The sequence below is a fragment of the Flavobacterium sp. genome (genome assembly GCF_041392005.1).
Classification (GTDB): Bacteria; Bacteroidota; Bacteroidia; order Flavobacteriales; family Flavobacteriaceae; genus Flavobacterium.
Window position 1 is genome coordinate 1 of the sequence record NZ_JAWKMX010000023.1, and the last position, 18,261, is coordinate 18,261.

General features: G+C 31.6%; 18 protein-coding genes. 2 read left to right on the forward strand and 16 right to left on the reverse strand.

Annotation, left to right across the window (positions count from 1 at the left end):
* The 10 genes from R2808_RS09835 to R2808_RS09880 all read right to left on the reverse strand — a co-directional run.
* Positions 1-499, reverse strand: a 499-nt coding sequence (locus R2808_RS09835; protein WP_371270816.1) for an outer membrane lipoprotein carrier protein LolA, incomplete at its 3' end; no start/stop codon positions are given.
* Between the two features lies 1 nt (position 500).
* Complete coding sequence (locus R2808_RS09840) at positions 501-3,008, reverse strand: DNA translocase FtsK (RefSeq protein WP_371270817.1); 2,508 nt, start codon at positions 3,006-3,008, stop codon at positions 501-503.
* 33 nt (positions 3,009-3,041) lie between these two features.
* A complete protein-coding gene (locus R2808_RS09845; protein ID WP_371270818.1) occupies positions 3,042-3,416 on the reverse strand; it encodes a diacylglycerol kinase in 375 nt (124 codons plus the stop codon).
* A gap of 11 nt (positions 3,417-3,427) precedes the next feature.
* Entirely contained in the window at positions 3,428-3,925 is a 498-nt protein-coding gene (gene tpx, locus R2808_RS09850) for a thiol peroxidase (RefSeq protein ID WP_371270819.1), read from the reverse strand.
* Between the two features lie 87 nt (positions 3,926-4,012).
* The gene (locus R2808_RS09855; RefSeq protein ID WP_371270820.1) at positions 4,013-4,657 is read right to left on the reverse strand and encodes an alpha/beta hydrolase; all 645 of its coding nucleotides are present in this window, start codon (positions 4,655-4,657) and stop codon (positions 4,013-4,015) included.
* A gap of 17 nt (positions 4,658-4,674) precedes the next feature.
* Entirely contained in the window at positions 4,675-4,998 is a 324-nt protein-coding gene (locus R2808_RS09860) for a hypothetical protein (protein WP_371270821.1), read from the reverse strand.
* A 12-nt stretch (positions 4,999-5,010) separates the two neighbouring features.
* Positions 5,011-6,270 carry a dihydroorotase family protein gene (locus R2808_RS09865; RefSeq protein ID WP_371270822.1) on the reverse strand — a complete coding sequence of 420 codons (1,260 nt, stop codon included), beginning with the start codon at positions 6,268-6,270 and terminating at the stop codon, positions 5,011-5,013.
* Positions 6,267-8,192, reverse strand: a complete 1,926-nt coding sequence (locus R2808_RS09870) for a BatA and WFA domain-containing protein (protein WP_371270823.1) — start codon at positions 8,190-8,192, stop codon at positions 6,267-6,269. The genes R2808_RS09865 and R2808_RS09870 overlap by 4 nt, the downstream gene beginning before the upstream one ends.
* A 61-nt stretch (positions 8,193-8,253) precedes the next feature.
* A complete protein-coding gene (locus R2808_RS09875) occupies positions 8,254-8,865 on the reverse strand; it encodes a response regulator (RefSeq protein ID WP_371270824.1) in 612 nt (203 codons plus the stop codon).
* Positions 8,862-10,679 carry an ATP-binding protein gene (locus tag R2808_RS09880; protein ID WP_371270825.1) on the reverse strand — a complete coding sequence of 606 codons (1,818 nt, stop codon included), beginning with the start codon at positions 10,677-10,679 and terminating at the stop codon, positions 8,862-8,864. The genes R2808_RS09875 and R2808_RS09880 overlap by 4 nt, the downstream gene beginning before the upstream one ends.
* An 8-nt stretch (positions 10,680-10,687) precedes the next feature.
* On the opposite strand from R2808_RS09880, the gene R2808_RS09885 reads away from it, so the two are divergent.
* A complete protein-coding gene (locus tag R2808_RS09885) occupies positions 10,688-10,822 on the forward strand; it encodes a hypothetical protein (RefSeq protein WP_371270826.1) in 135 nt (44 codons plus the stop codon).
* A gap of 181 nt (positions 10,823-11,003) precedes the next feature.
* Here R2808_RS09885 and R2808_RS09890 read toward each other — a convergent pair whose 3' ends face one another.
* The 3 genes from R2808_RS09890 to R2808_RS09900 form a co-directional block, all read right to left on the reverse strand.
* Positions 11,004-11,432, reverse strand: coding sequence for a lipocalin family protein (locus R2808_RS09890; RefSeq protein ID WP_371270827.1), 429 nt, complete (start codon positions 11,430-11,432; stop codon positions 11,004-11,006).
* A gap of 106 nt (positions 11,433-11,538) precedes the next feature.
* Entirely contained in the window at positions 11,539-11,745 is a 207-nt protein-coding gene (locus tag R2808_RS09895) for a DUF2892 domain-containing protein (RefSeq protein WP_371270828.1), read from the reverse strand.
* Between the two features lie 35 nt (positions 11,746-11,780).
* Positions 11,781-12,161: a DUF1456 family protein gene (locus R2808_RS09900; protein ID WP_371270829.1), complete on the reverse strand. Its 381-nt coding sequence runs from the start codon at positions 12,159-12,161 to the stop codon at positions 11,781-11,783.
* On the opposite strand from R2808_RS09900, the gene R2808_RS09905 reads away from it, so the two are divergent.
* Positions 12,160-12,639, forward strand: a complete 480-nt coding sequence (locus R2808_RS09905) for a TerB family tellurite resistance protein (RefSeq protein ID WP_371270830.1) — start codon at positions 12,160-12,162, stop codon at positions 12,637-12,639. The two genes, R2808_RS09900 and R2808_RS09905, sit on opposite strands and share 2 nt — an antisense overlap.
* A 126-nt stretch (positions 12,640-12,765) precedes the next feature.
* Here R2808_RS09905 and R2808_RS09910 read toward each other — a convergent pair whose 3' ends face one another.
* From R2808_RS09910 to hemN, 3 genes are all read right to left on the reverse strand, one after another.
* Positions 12,766-14,253, reverse strand: a complete 1,488-nt coding sequence (locus R2808_RS09910; RefSeq protein WP_371270831.1) for a YfcC family protein — start codon at positions 14,251-14,253, stop codon at positions 12,766-12,768.
* A gap of 322 nt (positions 14,254-14,575) precedes the next feature.
* The gene (locus tag R2808_RS09915) at positions 14,576-15,925 is read right to left on the reverse strand and encodes a DEAD/DEAH box helicase (protein WP_371270832.1); all 1,350 of its coding nucleotides are present in this window, start codon (positions 15,923-15,925) and stop codon (positions 14,576-14,578) included.
* 631 nt (positions 15,926-16,556) lie between these two features.
* Complete coding sequence (hemN, locus tag R2808_RS09920; protein ID WP_371270834.1) at positions 16,557-17,921, reverse strand: oxygen-independent coproporphyrinogen III oxidase; 1,365 nt, start codon at positions 17,919-17,921, stop codon at positions 16,557-16,559.
* Positions 17,922-18,261 lie beyond the last annotated feature (340 nt).

Consider the following 18,261-nt stretch of genomic DNA (forward strand, 5'->3'; position numbering starts at 1 on the left):
GTTGGTCTATACCAATTAGTATTTCTTTTCGTTGGTCTTTAGAACTAATCGGTATCAATTTTACATACTGAATTTTGCGTCCTTTTACGTTTTGTAAAATATCCCAACTGTATTTAAAACCAGAGTTAAAGAAAGTTAACATTCTATTTGGTGTAATAGCATCTTTATCGTTTTCATCAAACTTTGAAACGGTTATTTCTTCATCTTCAGGAACTATTGTGTAAACTTTTTTACCATCGAATATTTTGTTTACACCCATAAAATTAAGATTGTATTTTCCAGAAGCAACACTTTCGATAGCCACATTTCCTTTACTTTCTTGATTTATGTTTTCTTTTGAATTGTTTAGTGTGTATTTAAAATCGATAACAATGTTATTATAGGTTTTTACTTTTGCCGAAACTTCATCTAAAAGTGCTTTTGCTTTTGTTGCGTTTTGAGCTTGTAATGTACTACCAATAAGTGTTAAAATTAAAACTAATTTTACTAATTTGTTCATTTTAATTGTTGTTTTGTTCGTTATTTAAAAATATTTCTAATGAAGTTAAATCCGGAATTAAAACTTGTCGTGCTTTACTTCCTTCAAACGGACCTACAATTCCAGCCGCTTCTAATTGATCTATAATTCTTCCGGCTCTATTGTATCCTAACTTTAACTTACGTTGAATTAGCGAAGCACTTCCTTGTTGAGCCGTAACAATAACTTCAGCTGCTTCTCTAAATAAGCTGTCGCGTTCGTCGATATTATTATCAAGAGTCGTGCCACTTTCTTCGCCTACATACTCTGGTAAAAGATAGGCATCTGGATAGGCTTTTTGGTTGCCAATAAAATCGCAAATTTTTTCTACTTCGGGCGTGTCAACAAAAGCACATTGCACACGAACCATATCGTTTCCGCTTGTATATAACAAATCGCCTCGACCAATTAACTGGTCTGCGCCACCAGCATCTAAAATAGTTCTAGAGTCAATTTTAGACATTACTCTAAACGCTAAACGAGCAGGAAAATTTGCCTTTATCATACCGGTAATAACATTAACCGAAGGTCGTTGTGTAGCAATAATTAAGTGAATACCAATAGCACGTGCTAATTGTGCTAAACGAGCAATAGGTGTTTCTACTTCTTTACCAGCAGTCATAATTAAATCGGCAAATTCATCGACAACTAATACAATGTAGGGTAAAAATCGATGACCATTTTCTGGATTCAATTTACGTTGTTTAAATTTTTCGTTATATTCTTTTATGTTACGCACCATTGCATCTTTTAACAAATCGTAACGGGCGTCCATTTCAATACAAAGCGAATTTAAGGTGTTAATTACTTTGGTATTATCGGTAATAATAGCGTCTTCGGTATCGGGAAGTTTTGCTAAATAATGGCGTTCAATTTTATTAAATAGGGTAAGTTCTACTTTTTTAGGATCGACTAATACAAATTTTACTTCGGCAGGATGTTTTTTATACAGTAATGAAGTTAAAATGGCATTTAACCCAACCGATTTTCCTTGCCCAGTTGCCCCAGCCATTAACAAATGTGGCATTTTTGCCAAATCGGCTACGAAGGTTTCGTTAGAAATGGTTTTACCTAAAGCTACAGGCAATTCCATTTCGGCTTGTTGAAATTTTGGCGATGCAATTACCGTTTTCATTGCCACCATAGAAGGTTTGTTATTAGGTACTTCAATTCCAATAGTTCCTTTACCCGGAATTGGTGCAATAATTCGAATACCTAAAGCCGAAAGTGAAAGTGCAATATCGTCTTCGAGGTTTTTAATTTTTGAAATCCGAATTCCGGCTTCGGGCACAATTTCGTAAAGTGTTACAGTTGGCCCTACGGTTGCTTTTATTTGCGAAATGCCAATACTATAATTTTTTAACGTTTCTACAATATTATTTTTGTTTTCTTCTAATTCTTCCTGATTAATAGTAATGCCGCTAGTTGTGTATTCTTTTAGTAAATCAATAGGCGGAAATTGATAATTTGATAATTCTAATGTAGGATCAAACTCGCCAAAATCTTGCACTAGTTTTGCAGCTAAATTTTCTTCTACAGTTTCTTCTTCTTGTGCTGTTTCAATTACAAAATCGTTGCTAGATGCTATTTCGTCTTCATTAAAAGTTTTTTCAGTAGCTACAATTGTTTCTTTAGATTGGTCTTGTGTTTTTATTGTAGGATTTAAACTTAATTCAGACGATTTTTCAATAGTAGGTTTAAGCGTTTCTTTATTAATTTCGAAAGTAGAAGTTGGCGTTTGTTTCAGTTCAAAATTGCCTAATTCATTTTCATCTTCTTCAAGAATAAAATCGGTTGTTTTTTGAGAGATAGTAGTAGCGTCTTGTATAGAAATTTCTTCATTTATAGGTTTATCTTCAACCCATGGTTCGTTATGTTTTGCAACATCGGTTTCACTTTCTTTTTCTTGTTTTTTAAAAATAGATGTAAAAGTTTCGGGCGCTATTTTTATTCTAAATACTAAAAAGATGATTGTTGCAAAAATAAGTATTAGTAAAGTACCAAATTTTCCTAAATAATCTTGAATAAAAGTATTGATTTCGAATCCAATAACGCCTGATAATTGCGGAGCATAATCCCAAAAAAAACCTAAAAAAACAGACAGTATTATAACAAGATATAAATCCCAAAAAATGGTTTTTTTTAATTTAGAAACGGCAATATCTAAAATAAAATATACGCCAATTAAAACGAATATTCTAACGAATAAAAATGAGGCTACACCAAAACCTTTATACAAGAAAAAGTCGGCTAAAAATGCACCTACTTTTCCAAGCCAATTTTGAGCTTTGGCTTTTCTATCTAAAACTTCTTGCGCTATGCTTTGGTCGAAATTTCCTGTAATAAAATAAGAAATAAACGATAGTAATAGTGCTACAGCAAGCAAAAGGAGTAACACGCCAAAAATAAATTTTTGTTGCCGAGTTAAAATCCAGTTGCGTTTTTCTTTTTTAGGTAGGTTTAAAGTTTCTTTATTTTTTTTAGTTGCCATTCTATTTTTTGTATGAAGTACAAAAATAGAAAATTATAACAAATAAGGCACATAAATAATTGAGGCAACTGCAATTGCTGTCATAGCAGCAAAAAAAACGGCACCAGCGGCAATATCTTTAATAAAACCTATTCTTTCATGATAATCTGGATGAACAAAATCGGCAATTTTTTCAACAGCGGTGTTTAAGCCTTCTATACTTAGTATTAATCCGCAGGCGAAAGTTTGCATTATCCATTCTTCTTTTGTGATTCCTACTAAAATACCTACAATTATCATAATAACAGTTATAGAAAACTGAACCATTACACTATGTTCTGTAGAAATCAATTTATAAGCGCCTTTAGCAGCAAAGCCCATGCTTTTTATGCGACCTGTAAACAGAGTTTCGTCTTTTTGAAATTTCATTAATTACTTTTTTATAATGCTTGTAATGCTAATTCGTAATTGGGTTCATTTGCAATTTCGGTTACTTGCTCGGTATGTGTAATAGCACCATTTTCATCGGTTACAATTACGACTCTCGAATGTAGCCCTGCAAGTGGACCATCTATAATTTCTAAGCCATTAGTTTTACCAAAACTTCCATCTTTAAAATCGGAAAGTGTTACTACGTTTTCAATTCCTTCGGCGCCGCAAAAACGTTTTTGAGCAAAAGGTAAATCGCGAGAAATGCAAAGTACTACGGTGTTTTCTAAAGCAGCGGCTTTTTGGTTAAATTGACGTACTGAAGTAGCACAAGTACCGGTATCGATGCTAGGAAAAATATTTAAAACTAATTTTTTGCCAGCAAAATTCTGTAAAGAAACCACTGATAAGTCGTCTTTTACTAATTGAAAATCGGTTAGTTTTGAGCCCACTTTTGGCAATTCGCCGTTAGTATGGATGGCATTTCCGCCTAATGTTACTGTAGCCATAATTAATTTGGTTTTGATAGAGATTTCAAAAATAACCAAATTTTTTATGTAAGATTAAGAAAATGTAAATTTTAATAAAGAATTAAGTTACCTTGTTTTTAGTAACCAATTTTTAAAATCGAAAAAATTTTGCGGTGCTACACCGTGTCCTACAGGATATTCTTTATATTCTACTTGTAAGCCTAATTTTTCTATAAATGGTTTTGCTTTACGTGCCCAATCAACAGGAATAACTTGGTCAACTGTTCCGTGTGAAATAAAGAATTGTAAGTGCTTATTGTTTTTTGATGCAAAATTTTCTACTAAAATACTTTCGTTTAAATAACCACTTAACGCTACAACGCTGTTTATTTTTTCGGGATATGATAGGGCAGTGGCATAACTTAAAATTGCACCTTGACTAAAGCCGATTAGGGTAACATTTTTTTTATCGATTGGATATTTTGCAACAAGCTCATCAATAAAATTTATAATTAAATCGCGCGATTGTTTGGCTTGTTCATCATCAGAAAATTTGTTTTCAGCTGCATCAAAATGAATGGGATACCACGCATAACCATAAGGCTGTAAACTATAAGGCGCACGAACAGATATAATATAGTAGTCGTTGGGTAATTCGCTTGCAAACGAAAACAAATCGTCTTCGTTGCTGCCATAACCGTGTAATAGAATTAATACAGGGTTTTGTTCTTTTATTTCTTTTGGTTCGCGTATAAGGTAATGTAGGTTCATTTTTTTTTGTTGAAAGGTTAAAGGTTTTTAAAAAACTTCTGATAAAATTCGCCAACAAGAGGAACGGTTCTTTTTTCATTTTTTGAACAACCTAAAAACCCGTAAAACCACAATACAAAAATGAAAATAAGTAGTGCAATCGACATTGTCCAATTATCGATATTGCCAACAAAATAGCCTAAAATTCCCCAAGTTAAAAAAACACCTAAAGCTTGGCGAATGTGAAAACTTGCAAATTCAGATTTATTTTCATCTTGGTTCATAAAAATAGCAATAACTGTTCCTATTATAGTAATATAGGCAATTATTGCGGTTTTTTTGCCTTTTTCAATATCGTTCATAATTTTATTAATTTAATTATTTAGTATCAATTGTTCGTTATTATAAATACCAACAACTTTTCCTTTCATTTTATGATTTAAAAAGGCCGAATTTTTCGATTTACTTAAAATATTTTCTTTAGTAAAAATCCATTCTCCATTGGTTGTAAACAAACTTAATTCGGCTTTATTGCCAATAGTAATGCTGTTTTCTTTAACATTAAAAATAGCTTTTGCAGAAGTTAATTTTTGAACAACAACTTCAAGCGGAAGAATTGTAAGCAAACTAGAAAAAGCACTTTCCAAACCAATTGTACCGTCTTTTGCCAAATCGAATTCTAGTTTTTTGTGTTCAATATCTATAGGGTTGTGGTCGCTTGTAATACAGTCGATAGTGTTATTTAAAACCGCTTCAATTAAAGCTTTTCTTGTGGCTTCGTCTCGCAACGGTGGGCAAACTTTGTATCTCGAATCGAAACCTTGTAAAACACTATCGTTTAAAACCAAATGATGTGCCGCTACGCTACAACTTACTTGCAAGCCTTTTGCTTTTGCTTCTTTTATCAATTCGATTGATTTTTGAGTAGAAATGGTAGGAATGTGTAATTTTCCGCCAGTATATTCTAATAAAAATAAATTTCGTGCCACGTGTAATTCTTCGGCTAAGGCTGGAATTCCTTTTAGTCCTAATTGGGTAGAAACAACGCCTTCGTTTACAATTCCTTTTCCTTTCAATTTTTCATCTTCACAAAAGCTAATTAGTAAACCATCGAAATCTTGTACATATTGCAAGGCTATTTTTTGCAAATTAGCATTTTGCAAAGCTTTTTTATAATCGCCAAATGCAATAGCGCCAGCGTTTTTCATATCGAAAAGTTCGGCTAAATCGTTGCCTTCGCTGTTTTTAGTTAATGCACCAACGGTGTATAAAGTTGTAGCTTTATTGTTGGCTTTTTCTTGCACAAATTTAATTAACGCCTGATTGTCGATTACAGGAAATGAATTTGGTTGTAACATTACGGCTGTAAAACCACTTTTTGCTGCTACATCAAGTCCGTTTGCAATAGTTTCTGTTTCTTCAAAACCAGGTTCGCCAAAACATACCGAACTGTCTATCCAGCCTTGCGAAACCTGTAGATTTTGATGCACTACAACAATATCTTTATTGGTTGTTATAATGTTTTCGGCTATTTCGGTTATTGTTCCATTTTCAATTTTTAAGTCCATTTTTTTTAAATGATACGGACTTGTTTTGTCGTGAATAATGGCTTGTTTAATGATGACGGTTGTCATTTTACAAATTTTTGGATTAGTAGTTCAAATAATAAAAATAGTAGTGTTGCTGCTAAAAACCATTTCCAAAGTGGTGTATCGGTTCGGTTTTGATTAAAAACATCGATAGCTTGCGAAACCGATGTTATGGTTTCATAATTTTCAAAAAGCGAATTGGGTTTAAGTGTTATGTTGCTTTCGTTTCGAGGATAATTAAAACTTATAGTAGCAATTGTATTTTCTTTTTGATAAATGGTGTAATTGCCATCTTTTTCAGGATAATCGCCAAAACTTAATTTTAATTTATCGTTACTAATTTGTTGAATTGGGATAAAACTATAGACTTCGTTTTTAGCGGTAACTACTTCGTCTTTTGATAAAATGGCATTTAAAACTACCGATTGATTTTCTGAAATAGTATAAGCAGCTAACGATTGATTTCCTTTGGCTATGCCAATATTATAAAATGTGGGTACAATTAATGGCGAATTTTGAAAATTACTATTTTGTTTGTTTATTGGGCTTGAAAAAATATAAATATTTCCGAAAGTATTGCTAACCGAAGCAAGAAATGGTAAACCATCTGCAAATGATAAAACAGCAAATGCAGTTCCTTTTAGCTCGAATCCGGTATTTATTTTAGGATATTGAAAATTAGTTACTTTTTTTTCAAAAACATTTCGATATAACGGATGATTAAAATGAATTTGCGTAATTTCTTTTTCCGATGAAAAACTTTGTGTAAACGATAATGCCGACCATTTTTGTAAAGCCGAATTCAAATTAGTAACCGTGCTTTTTTCATTAGGAATACATACAATTGTACCACCGTTTTGATAAAATGTTTGTAAAGTTGTACTTAACGATTGCGGAATATCGATAAGCTCATTTAAAATTACAACATTTTGATTTTCAATAGCATTGTAGTTTAGTTGTTTGAGTTCGGTTTGTGAAAAAGCAAACTCGGTATCGTTTAAAATTCGAGTTAAAAATTCGTTTTTCGATGTTTCGCCAATGGCTAAAATGGCATTTTTTTTAGGTTCGTTTATAGAAAAATAATACGAATTATCGTAAGGTAAACTGTTATCGTTTATACTAACTTTTCCATTAAAAGCTTTTTTAGGAATAGAAAGCTTTATTTCTTCGGTAGTGTTTTTAAACGAAACTTGAGTTTTGGCCACAGTTTCATTGTTGTTAAAAAGTGTAAGCGGAATGTTTTCGGGTAAACCTCCGTAGGCTTTTAATGAAATAATTAATTCGTAAAAAATATCGGAATCAGCTTTTAAATTAACGCTTTCTATGCTACAGTTAATTTTGTTTTCGGTTTTTGGTAACCAAACATAGGTGTTGTCTTTGTTTAACGGTGTTAAATTTTCTGCAGCTTCCGAAATACCATCGGTTATAATGATATAGTCTTTTTGGGTAGTAGGTTTTTTATTTTCAACTTGATTAATAAGCTGCTCTATATTAAATGAAAAGTGTGTGTAAGTTAAATTTTGCAAATCGGACTGAATCGATTTTCGGTCGGTATCCCAATAGGTTTGCGACGGTGTAACCATTGAAAACAGTGTGTTTTCGGGCAAACTTTCTAAAATATCTTGAACGGCTTTTTTAAGTAACTCGCCATTTGAACCTTTGGCTTGCATAGAAAAAGAGTTGTCTAATAGTATGACCAATTCATTTTGCTTACCAACACTATCTTTTGCTGTAAAAAAAGGCTGCGCAAAAGCTATAATTAATGCTGCAAGTAATAATAATCGGGTAGCGAGTAGCAACCATTTTTTTATAGTACTGCTTTTTTGTGTTTGTTGTTGTAGTTCTTTAAGTAATTTTACGTTAGTAAAATAGGTTTTTTTAAACCGCCGTAATTGAAATAAATGAATAATTATTGGTATAACCAATAGGAAAAGAAAATAAAGTACTTCCGGATGTTTAAATTGCATGGTATTTTGTTAACGACCAATTTGGATTCAAAAATACAAATTAGATTACAAAAATAGGAATTTAAAAATTATATTTTTTTTCAATGGCGTAGCGTAAAAGTTCGCCGTTTCCTTTAAGGTTTAACATACGAGTCATGTTTTTACGATGCGTTTCTACGGTTGAAATGCCTATGTATAACTCTTCGCTTATTTGTCGTGAGGTTTTGCCTTGTGCAATGAGTTTTAAAATTTCGATTTGTCGTTTGGTTAAAATGTTTTCAGCGGGTTTGTTAGGTTTATTGTTATTTACGATAACATCAAAATAAGTTTTTCCTGCATAAATTTCATTTATAGCATTTATAATGGTTTTTAACGAAGCATTTTTTAGAATATAACCTTTTGCTCCAGCAGTTATCATTTTATTAATAATTTCTTGCTGGTCGAACATAGAAAAAGCTAATGTTTTAATATGAGGTTTGGTTTCCGATAATATTTTTGTGAGTTGAATACCGTCTATTTTTGGCATTCGTATATCGGTTATTACAATATGTGGTTCTTTGTGTTTTACTAATTCTAATAGAGCTTCGCCATCGTTTACAGTACCAATAATTTCGATGTTTTCTTCGTGTTTTAAAAGAAGTTTTATTCCGTCAATAACGGCTTGATGATCTTCGGCTATAGCTATTCGTATCATATGGGCAAGTCTATTATTATATTGGTTCCTTTATTTGTTTCCGATTCTATTGAAATAGTGCCATTTAGCTGTTCTACTTTTTTTTCTATATTTTTTATCCCAATACCGTTTGTTTTAGATAATATTTTAGTGTTAAATCCTTTTCCGTTGTCTTCAATCATTATATTTATGGTAGTATCGTGTTTGGTTAAATAAATGTTTATTTCGCTTGGTTTGGCGTGTTTAATAGCGTTTGTTATGAGTTCTTGAATAATTCTAAAAATTGAAATTTCTAAACTGTTCTCTAATCGTGTGTCTAGCTCAAAATCGATAACACTAACGTTTATTTTATTGGTTTCGGTAATAGACTCTGCAAGCGATTTTACCGCTTTTAAAAGTCCTTTATCAGCTAAAACGCCAGAATTTTTTATGTGCGCAATGGTTCTAATTTTTTGATAGGCTTGTTCTAATAAATGACTTGTTTTGTCGTATAATGTGGCATCGGGCTTGTGTTTTAAACTCTCAAGATGAATTTTTAAAGTGGTCATTAATCCGCCTAAATCGTCGTGAAGTTCATCGGCTATTAGTTTGCGTTCTTTTTCTTGACCTTCAACCATAGCATCAACAGCGTTTAGCTCTTGATTTTTTAATCGCATTTGTAGTTTTTGAATGTCTAATTCTTTTTGCTGTTCTAGGATTATTTGTTTTCGTTTAAAGTTTTTATATACAAAATAGGCAATTACAATTAGTAGTAAAAAACTACTTATCCAGCCGTAAGTAATTAAGTTTTTTACTTTTTTATTCTTTGTAATTTCATCTTTAAAAAATAAGGTTTGTGTTGTGTTTTTTATACTATCGCGTAGCGCTTGTTTTTCGAGTTCAAATTTTTGTAATCGCCTGTCTTGTTTAATTTGGTTAAAACCATCGTTTTTCTCAATAAAATCGAAATAATATTCTAGCGCGCGTTTGTAATCTTCTTTTTGTTGGTGCGCTTTGTGTAAAAAATAAATGTTTCGTTGAATTAAAAAGTTATTATGTAGTTTTTCGGCAATAGGCAAGGCTAAGTTCGCATATTTTATTATAGAATCGGGTTGTTTTGTATTAAAAAAGAGTATCACTAAATTAGTATAAGATCGAGCAATATCTCTATTATTGTTGCTAGTTTTGCTTAACTGTAAGGCTTTGTTGGTATAAATTTTAGCGCTGTCATATTTTTTTGCTCTTTCATACGTGTCGCCAATTCCTAATAGTGCATTTATTTTATAGCTTTTATTTTGTAACAATTCAGATGCGGCTAAACTCTTTTTATAATACATTAAGGCTTTATCTGTTTTATATTTTTCTTTGTAGCCAACACCAATATCGTATAGACTTAATGCAATAATTTCTTGATTATTAATTTTTTCGCCAGCTTTAAGTGCTTTTTCAAAATATTCGATAGCTTTGTTAAAATTCCAATTATTAAGATGTACTAAACCTATGTGAATAAGATTATTGGCTTTTTCTTCTTCAAAATTGTGTTGATTAGCAATTTTTTCACATTTAATAAAATATTCGGCGGCTTCTTCGTTGTAATCCATATAATAATAGATTAAACCAATTAAATCGGCACATTTACATTCGATTAAAGGAAGTTTATGTTGAATAGAAAAATCGAGTAATTCTTTAGCTTGTACAAGTGTGCTATCGGGATAATTTTCATAATTATTTTTTAATACGGTATAGAAAGCGCTTGCTCTTTTAGAAGGTTTTTCGGATATAGTATTCCAGCTTTTTAATAATGAATCTTCATTTTCTTGTTGCGCGCAAACGAAATTAATTGGTACACAATACAAAAAAATAAATGCAAAAAAACATTTTAATTTTAAATGGAGTCGATATGAACTGGATTGAATTATTTTCATCTACAGATTTAAGTATTAACTGTATAAAAACAATTTTAATAAATAAAGTTGTTCCGTTAAAACGTATAAAATAGATTATTACTTTAAAGATACTAAAAAAATAATTTAAACAAAGAGACTGTTTTGTAAAACAGCCTCTTTTCCCATACTTTTATAACTAGTAACTTAAATTATGAATATGAGAAAGGTAATTGTGTGTTATAAAACAAACTATAATTTAATGATGTTAACTGCTGTAGTTAATAAGAAAGTAAGTTAGTTAATTTTTACGTAATACTCTCTATCGTAGTAGGTTATTTCATCTTCTGGTTCGTAATAAGTGGTTTCATAAATAAAAGAATTGTCATTAAGTTCTATTATTTCTGCTGTTTCGCCAAATATTTCAATTGTAGAACCATTTATGGAGTAGTTATAAGTTCCTTCTTCTTCAGTTGTGCCATCGCAATCATTATCTATCATAATGGCTACATTATCATTAGTAAAAGTTAATTTTTCTTCGGTTTCACAACTAGCAATATATTCGTACATATCGTTATTTGCATTGTTTGTACCTGTCGATTTTATATAACGCCAAGAACCAATAAGTTTAGACTTGTTTGAACTAGTATCGTTGTCGTCATCTTTATCACAATTAAAAAGTAGTAAGCTTACACACAAAATACATAGAATTTTAATTTTTTTCATATTATATGAGTTTTAAAGTTTATAAGCCAAATGTAAGCGCTATATAGAAACAAAAAAATACCCATTATTGGGTATTTTTTAACTTTAAAACTATTTATTGCATAAACTATTCTTTTCTTTTGCAAGTGTTTATTCCTAATGGAACATAAAGCGGACAAAAACCTATTAAAGTAGAGCCTACTAAAATAATTCCTAATAACGATAAAACCCAAGAATATTCCCAGTTTAGCACATTAAAATAATCTACAACCACAAGTATAATGGCTAATGAAATTCTGATTATTTTATCGGTTTTTCCAATGTTTTTTTTCATAAAAAAATAAATTTCTTATAAAGTTACAAAAAAAATTAGTTCTTTTTGTTTTTTCCGTTTTTAAATTTTACTTTTTCTACAATTGGTTTTTTGGGTGCGTTATTTTTTTGAGGTTTTTTCTCAGTTTTTTTGGTATTTGCAACAGTTGTTTTGGTTTTTTTAATTTCACTTAAAACCGCAGTAGGTTTTTTAGGGTTTTCTTTTGTTCCTCTTAAATAAATAACCAATCCGTTTAAAAAATTACGCAAAACTTGGTCGCCACACGCTACATATTTAGGATGACTTTCATTTCTAAAAAAATTACCAATTTCGCCTTTTGAAATTCGAAAATCAACCAATTCTAAAATTTCAACAATTTGATCGTCGCGCAATTGCAGGGCAACTCTAAGTTTTTTAAATATATCGTTGTTTGTCATGTTAATAAATTATAAGTCAAAGATATTTAATAAAAACGGAAGTTTGTGTATTTTTACAAAAGTAAAGCATTATTTTATGGATAATTATAAAGAACGTATCGATTTGTTACAAGAGCTTATTGCCTTTGCAGTTGTTGATGGCGAATTGCACGATAGAGAATACGATTTTATAGCTTTAATAGCACAAGAACTCGAAATCGATACAGAAACCTTACACGATCTTTTCAATAAAAAACACGAAAAAACCATAATTAAAGACGAATTTAATCGTATTTGTCAGTTTTACAGATTGGCTTTACTAATGCACGCCGATGGTGTTTTGCACGAACGCGAGCAAACAAAAATTAACGAAATAGGAATTAATATGGGATTAAATCCGTTTGCTATGAAACGTGTTTTAAAGCTAATGGAACAATCGCCAAACAATATGGTTTCGGCCGAAACCTTACTATCTGTTTTTACCGAACAGCATAATTAAAAGGAATTACAGTATTCAACGTAACGTTTGTCGTTCCGTAAGAATCTCACAATTTTTGCGAAAGCAGAAATGTTTCAATACACAGAATAATAAATTTAGTTTTCAGTTGCAGTTTTAACCTACAACTTAAACAACCATTAACGTTAAATAAACTATAACCAAAACAAGTAGTATTCCTACTAAAGGCATTATAAATTTTAACCATTTATCGTAGGTTACATTTACAATGGCAAGCGTAGCTAAAATTAAACCTGTTGGATTAATAAAGGCAAATAAACCTTGTCCAAATTGATACGCATCAACAATAACTTCACGACCAATACCTACAGTGTCGGCAAGTGGTGCAAAAATTGGCATAGTTAAAACCGCCATTCCCGATGAAGACGGAATAAAAAACGATAAACCCGAATAAATAAGCATCATCATATTAGCAAAAATTCCTTTGTTCATACCGCTTGTTATATTGCTAGCGTGATACAAAACGGTGTCAATAATCATACCTTCTTCCATAATAACCGATACACCACGGGCAACTCCAATAATAATAGCAACACCTAACAATTCGGCAGAACCTTTAATAAATTCGGAAACAAAACTCTTTTCATTAATTTTTAAAATAATTCCAATTGCAATTGCACCAACAAAAAACACAGCTGTCATTTCTTCAAACCACCATTCTAATTGCGAAACACCATAAATCATTACTACAAAACAAAGCGCAAATACAATTAATGCTATTTTTTGAGGAAGTGTTAAAAAGGAATTTTCTGTTTTATTGGCAAAATAATGCTGTTCAATTTCCTCTTTTTGCGCAAATAAAAGTGATTTTTCGGGGTTTTTCTGTACACGTTTTCCATACCACATAATATAAACAATGCAAATAGTGGTACAAATTATTAAGAAAATAAGTCGAGAAGTTAGACCTGTAGTCCAATTAATTCCCGCTACATTTGAGGCAATAATAACTGAAAACGGATTTACCGTCGATATCATTGTACCAATACTCGAACCCACGTAAACCGAAGCCAACGCTACCATGGCGTCGTACCGAGCTTTAAGAAAAACAGGAATTAAAATAGGGTAGAAGGCAATAGTTTCTTCTGCTAAACCAAAGGTTGTACCGCCAATAGCAATAAGTGTAGTAATAATAATAATAAGTAAATATTCTTTGCCTTTTAAAAGTTGTGCTAAACTAGTAATTCCGGCATCAAAAGCGCCAGAATAATTCATAATGCCAATAGCGCCACCCAGTATTAAAACAAAGAAAATAATATCGGCAGCTTGTATAATTCCTTTAATTGGTGCTTTTATAAAAGCTACAATTCCTTGTGGCGTATTTTTTACATAATAAAAAGTATTGGGTATATTAATAGGTTTCCAAATTTCGCCCGAAGTAAACTTTTCTAACGGAATTTTAATGGCTAATGAATCTAGTGTTTTTTGACTCGATTGCAGGCTAATACTTTTATCTTTTCCTTTTAAATCGAATGTTTTTGTTTCGCTATTATATGCTAAAGTTTCATATTTTCCCGATGGAATAAGCCATGTTAAAAGTACGGTTAATGCCGTTATTAGCAACAATATAGTTTGAGCAGTAGGAAATTTTAATTTCATTTAATCAATTGTTTTAAGTTAAAAATTTACATGTTAAATGCAATTCGTTTATGTACTATTTTTCAATACAAATAGAATAAAGTAAACTCGTTAGATGCAATTTACTCTAAATCGTCATTTGAGTAAAATTCGTTTAAAATTTTATATCGAGAATCGATTTGAAAGTAATTTTTCCTAGTTTTCGATACAATTTTCTATCAAAAATCACTCAAACTGACGGAAATAATTACCTAATTTTAATTACACCCAACAGGACAAAGTAACTTGTTAAGCGCAATTATTTCAAAACATTCTCTAATTGCCACATCGCCACATCGGCACATTATTTCCGCTTTCGTTTTGCAGCTCTTTTTGCCTCAACAGCACGGTTTCGAGGTTTCGTTTTTCGCGGATTTCGTTTTCCCGGTCCGCCAAGGTTTACTTTACTGTTTTTATCTTTTTTTTCATGAAAAGCCTCGCCTTTATTATCTTGTTTTAGTTTTTTACCAATGCTTTTAAACTTTCGTTTGTCTTTTTCAAAGTCTAATTTCTTCTCAGCAATTTCCACCGCACTTGGAACGGCTAAAATACTAATTTCGGTATTCATTAAAATTTCCGTTTCCACCTGCAATTCTTCTTCACTTGGACTTATTAAACTAATCGCAATTCCTTCTTTATCGGCACGGCCAGTTCGTCCAATTCTATGAATATATTGCTCTTCAACTTCTGGAAATTGCAAATTAATAACGTGCGAAATGTCTGAAATATCAAGTCCGCGCGCCATAATATCGGTAGTAATTAAACCACGCAATTCGCCTTTTTGAAAAGCCGCCATCGTATTTAATCGATAATTTTGCGATTTATTAGAATGAATAACACCAAATTGCGACTCAAAATCGTCATTAAGCAACTCAAAAGTAGTATCGACTAACTTTTTATTGTTCACAAAAATAAGTACACGATTCATAGTGTTATCTTCTAAAAGCAAATGTTTTAACAAATTAATTTTCGTTAAAAAATTAGGAATATGATAACCAATTTGCTTAATTTTTTCTAAAGGTGTTCCGCTTGGCGCTAAGGAAACTTCCTCTGGAAAATCGAAATAATCGTCTAAAACTTCATCAACATCTTCGGTCATGGTAGCAGAAAATAAAATGTTTTGGCGCTTATTTTTCATCATAGCCAAAATAGAAGTCAATTGAAATCGGAAGCCAAGATTTAATATTTCGTCAAATTCATCAATAACTAATTTTTGTATAGTGTCAAAACGCAAAACGCCATCAAGTGCTAAATCCATTGTTCTTCCGGGTGTTCCTACCACAATATCAACACCTTCGGCAATCGCTTTTTTTTGCGTATTAATGTTAACACCGCCGTAAATGCCAATCACACGAACCGACATAAATTGAACCAATTTTTCCAATTCCTCTTGCACCTGTACTACAAGTTCGCGAGTAGGTACTAAAATTAAAATACGCGGACTGTCGGTTTGTTGAAATTTCCATTGTTTTAATATGGGTAGCAAATAAGCAAATGTTTTTCCTGTTCCTGTTTGTGCAATTCCCATCATATCGCGCCCCGATAAAATTACGGAAAACGATTTTTCTTGAATAGGCGTAGGGTTAACCAATCCTATTGCGTCAATTGCTTTTTGTAAAGATTTTGGTAAATCGAAGTCCAGAAAAGTTTTCATTTGCTTTTTTTGCAAAGTTAGCTTTTTTGCTTCATTTTATCTAATAAATGATTAGAATGCCATTTTTTATAATTTTATTTTCAAATTTCTTATGGATATAAAATGATAGTGCTAAAAACTTTAAAATAAATAAAAACAATTCATTTGTTAATATTGATAAAATTTATCTATCAAAAACAAATTAAATAAATCCAATTTAAGCTGTTTTTAATTTCTACCTTTATAATTTTATGTTTTTAATAAAAAGTATTCTTAAAATGAATTTATTTGCGTTTTTGTAAAAAATACCAATTTTATAATGTTTAATGAGTAGTCAAAAATCAAAAGTCAAAAGTCAAAAGTCGAAAGTCAAAAGTAAACCGTAAACTGTAAACCGTAAACTGAAAACTGCAAACTGCAAACTCACTTCTCACTAATTAACTCATTTCCAAATTTCCAAATTGATAATTCGTAATTGATAATTCGTAATTGATAATTCCTAATTGATAATTCCAAATTGATAATTCCAAATTGATAATTCCAAATTGATAATTCCTAATTGATAATTCCTAATTGATAATTCGTAATTGATAATTCCTAATTGATAATTCGTAATTCCTAATTCATAATTCCTAATTCCTAATTAACCCAACTATATCGTCATCGAAAACAATGCGGTCTCAGGTTTATTTCGTTTCAACCGCAAATCGAATGCCATGCAAACATTACGTACAAAAGGCTTTCCTGCGGCTGTTATACGAAGCGAAGTATCGTCAATTTGCAATAAACCATCAGTTTCCATTTCTTGCAACGAAGTTAAAACTTCTGGTAATTCATTGAAAAACAATTTATTGTCAGTCCAATTCGTAGTAAACGTACACATAATATTTAAAATATGTTGCCGTATAACTAAATCTTCATCATTTAAAAGGTGCCCTTTATGAATAGGGAGTTCATTTTTTGCTAAACACTCATAATAGGTTTCCAAATCTTTTTCGTTTTGCGCAAACGCATTCCAGCTATCGCTAATAGACGACACGCCCAAGCCAATCATCAATTTCGTAGTAGTAGTGGTGTAGCCCATAAAATTACGATGCAAACTATTGGTTTTAAATGCGTTATACATACTATCGGTTTTTAACGCAAAATGATCCATGCCTATTTCTTCAAAACCGTGCTTGCTTAATTGCAATTTGCCTTGCTCATACAGTTGTCGTTTTATGGCGTCTTTAGGAACATCTTCATCTTTAAAACCACGCTGACCGTTGCCTTTTATCCAAGGTACGTGCGCATAACTATAAAAAGCAATCCTATCAGGATTTAGCGAGTTCGTCTTGTTTATAGTATCCATCACATTATCAAGGGTTTGGAACGGTAATCCAAATACCAAATCATGACTAATAGAAGTGTAGCCAATTTCTTTTGCTAGCAATGTAATTTTTGCCACATTCTGAAACGGTTGAATACGATGAATTGCTTTTTGTACTTTTTCAGCATAATCTTGAACACCAAAACTCACGCGCCTAAATCCTAAGTTATATAGCGTTTGCAAGTGCTCTTTTGTTGTATTATTAGGATGACCTTCAAAGCTAAACTCATAATTATCGGCAAGTTTACTTTTAGAAAGAATACTATTTATAAGGTGTTTTAAATTTTCTGGAGAAAAAAAAGTAGGTGTTCCGCCGCCCAAATGTATTTCTTTTACAACAGGCTTTTCGTTAAATAAAGCACAATACAAATTCCATTCTTTTAAAACCGCCGTAATATAAGGGTTTTCCACTTCGTGCCGTTTCGTTATGCGCTTATGGCAGCCACAAAACGTACACAAACTTTCACAAAATGGCAAGTGAATATACAAACTTATACCATCTTTAGCGTTTGTTGTACTAAAAGTTTCCAACATTTTTTCTTTCCATACTGCCAACGAAAAAGCATCGGTATCCCAGTACGGAACCGTAGGATAACTTGTATAACGTGGTCCAGGTACATTATATTTTTGAATAAGCGACTGTTTCATACTACAAAAATTTACACAAAACTACACGCTTCAAAATACTTTTTTTATGATTTTTGTCAGCTAGTTTAAAGTCGAAAGTCGAAAGTCAACCGTAAACTGTAAACTGTAAACTGTAAGCTGAATACCGTAAACCGTAAACTGTCAACCGTAAACTGAATACTGTAAACCGTAAACTGTAAACCGTAAACTGTCAACCGTAAACTGTAAACTGTCAACCGTAAACTGTAAGCTGTAAACCGTAAACCGTAAACTGTAAACCGTAAACCGTAAACCGTAAACTGTCAACTGTCAACTGTAAACTGTAAACTGAATACTGTAAACTCACTTCTTACTCCTCACT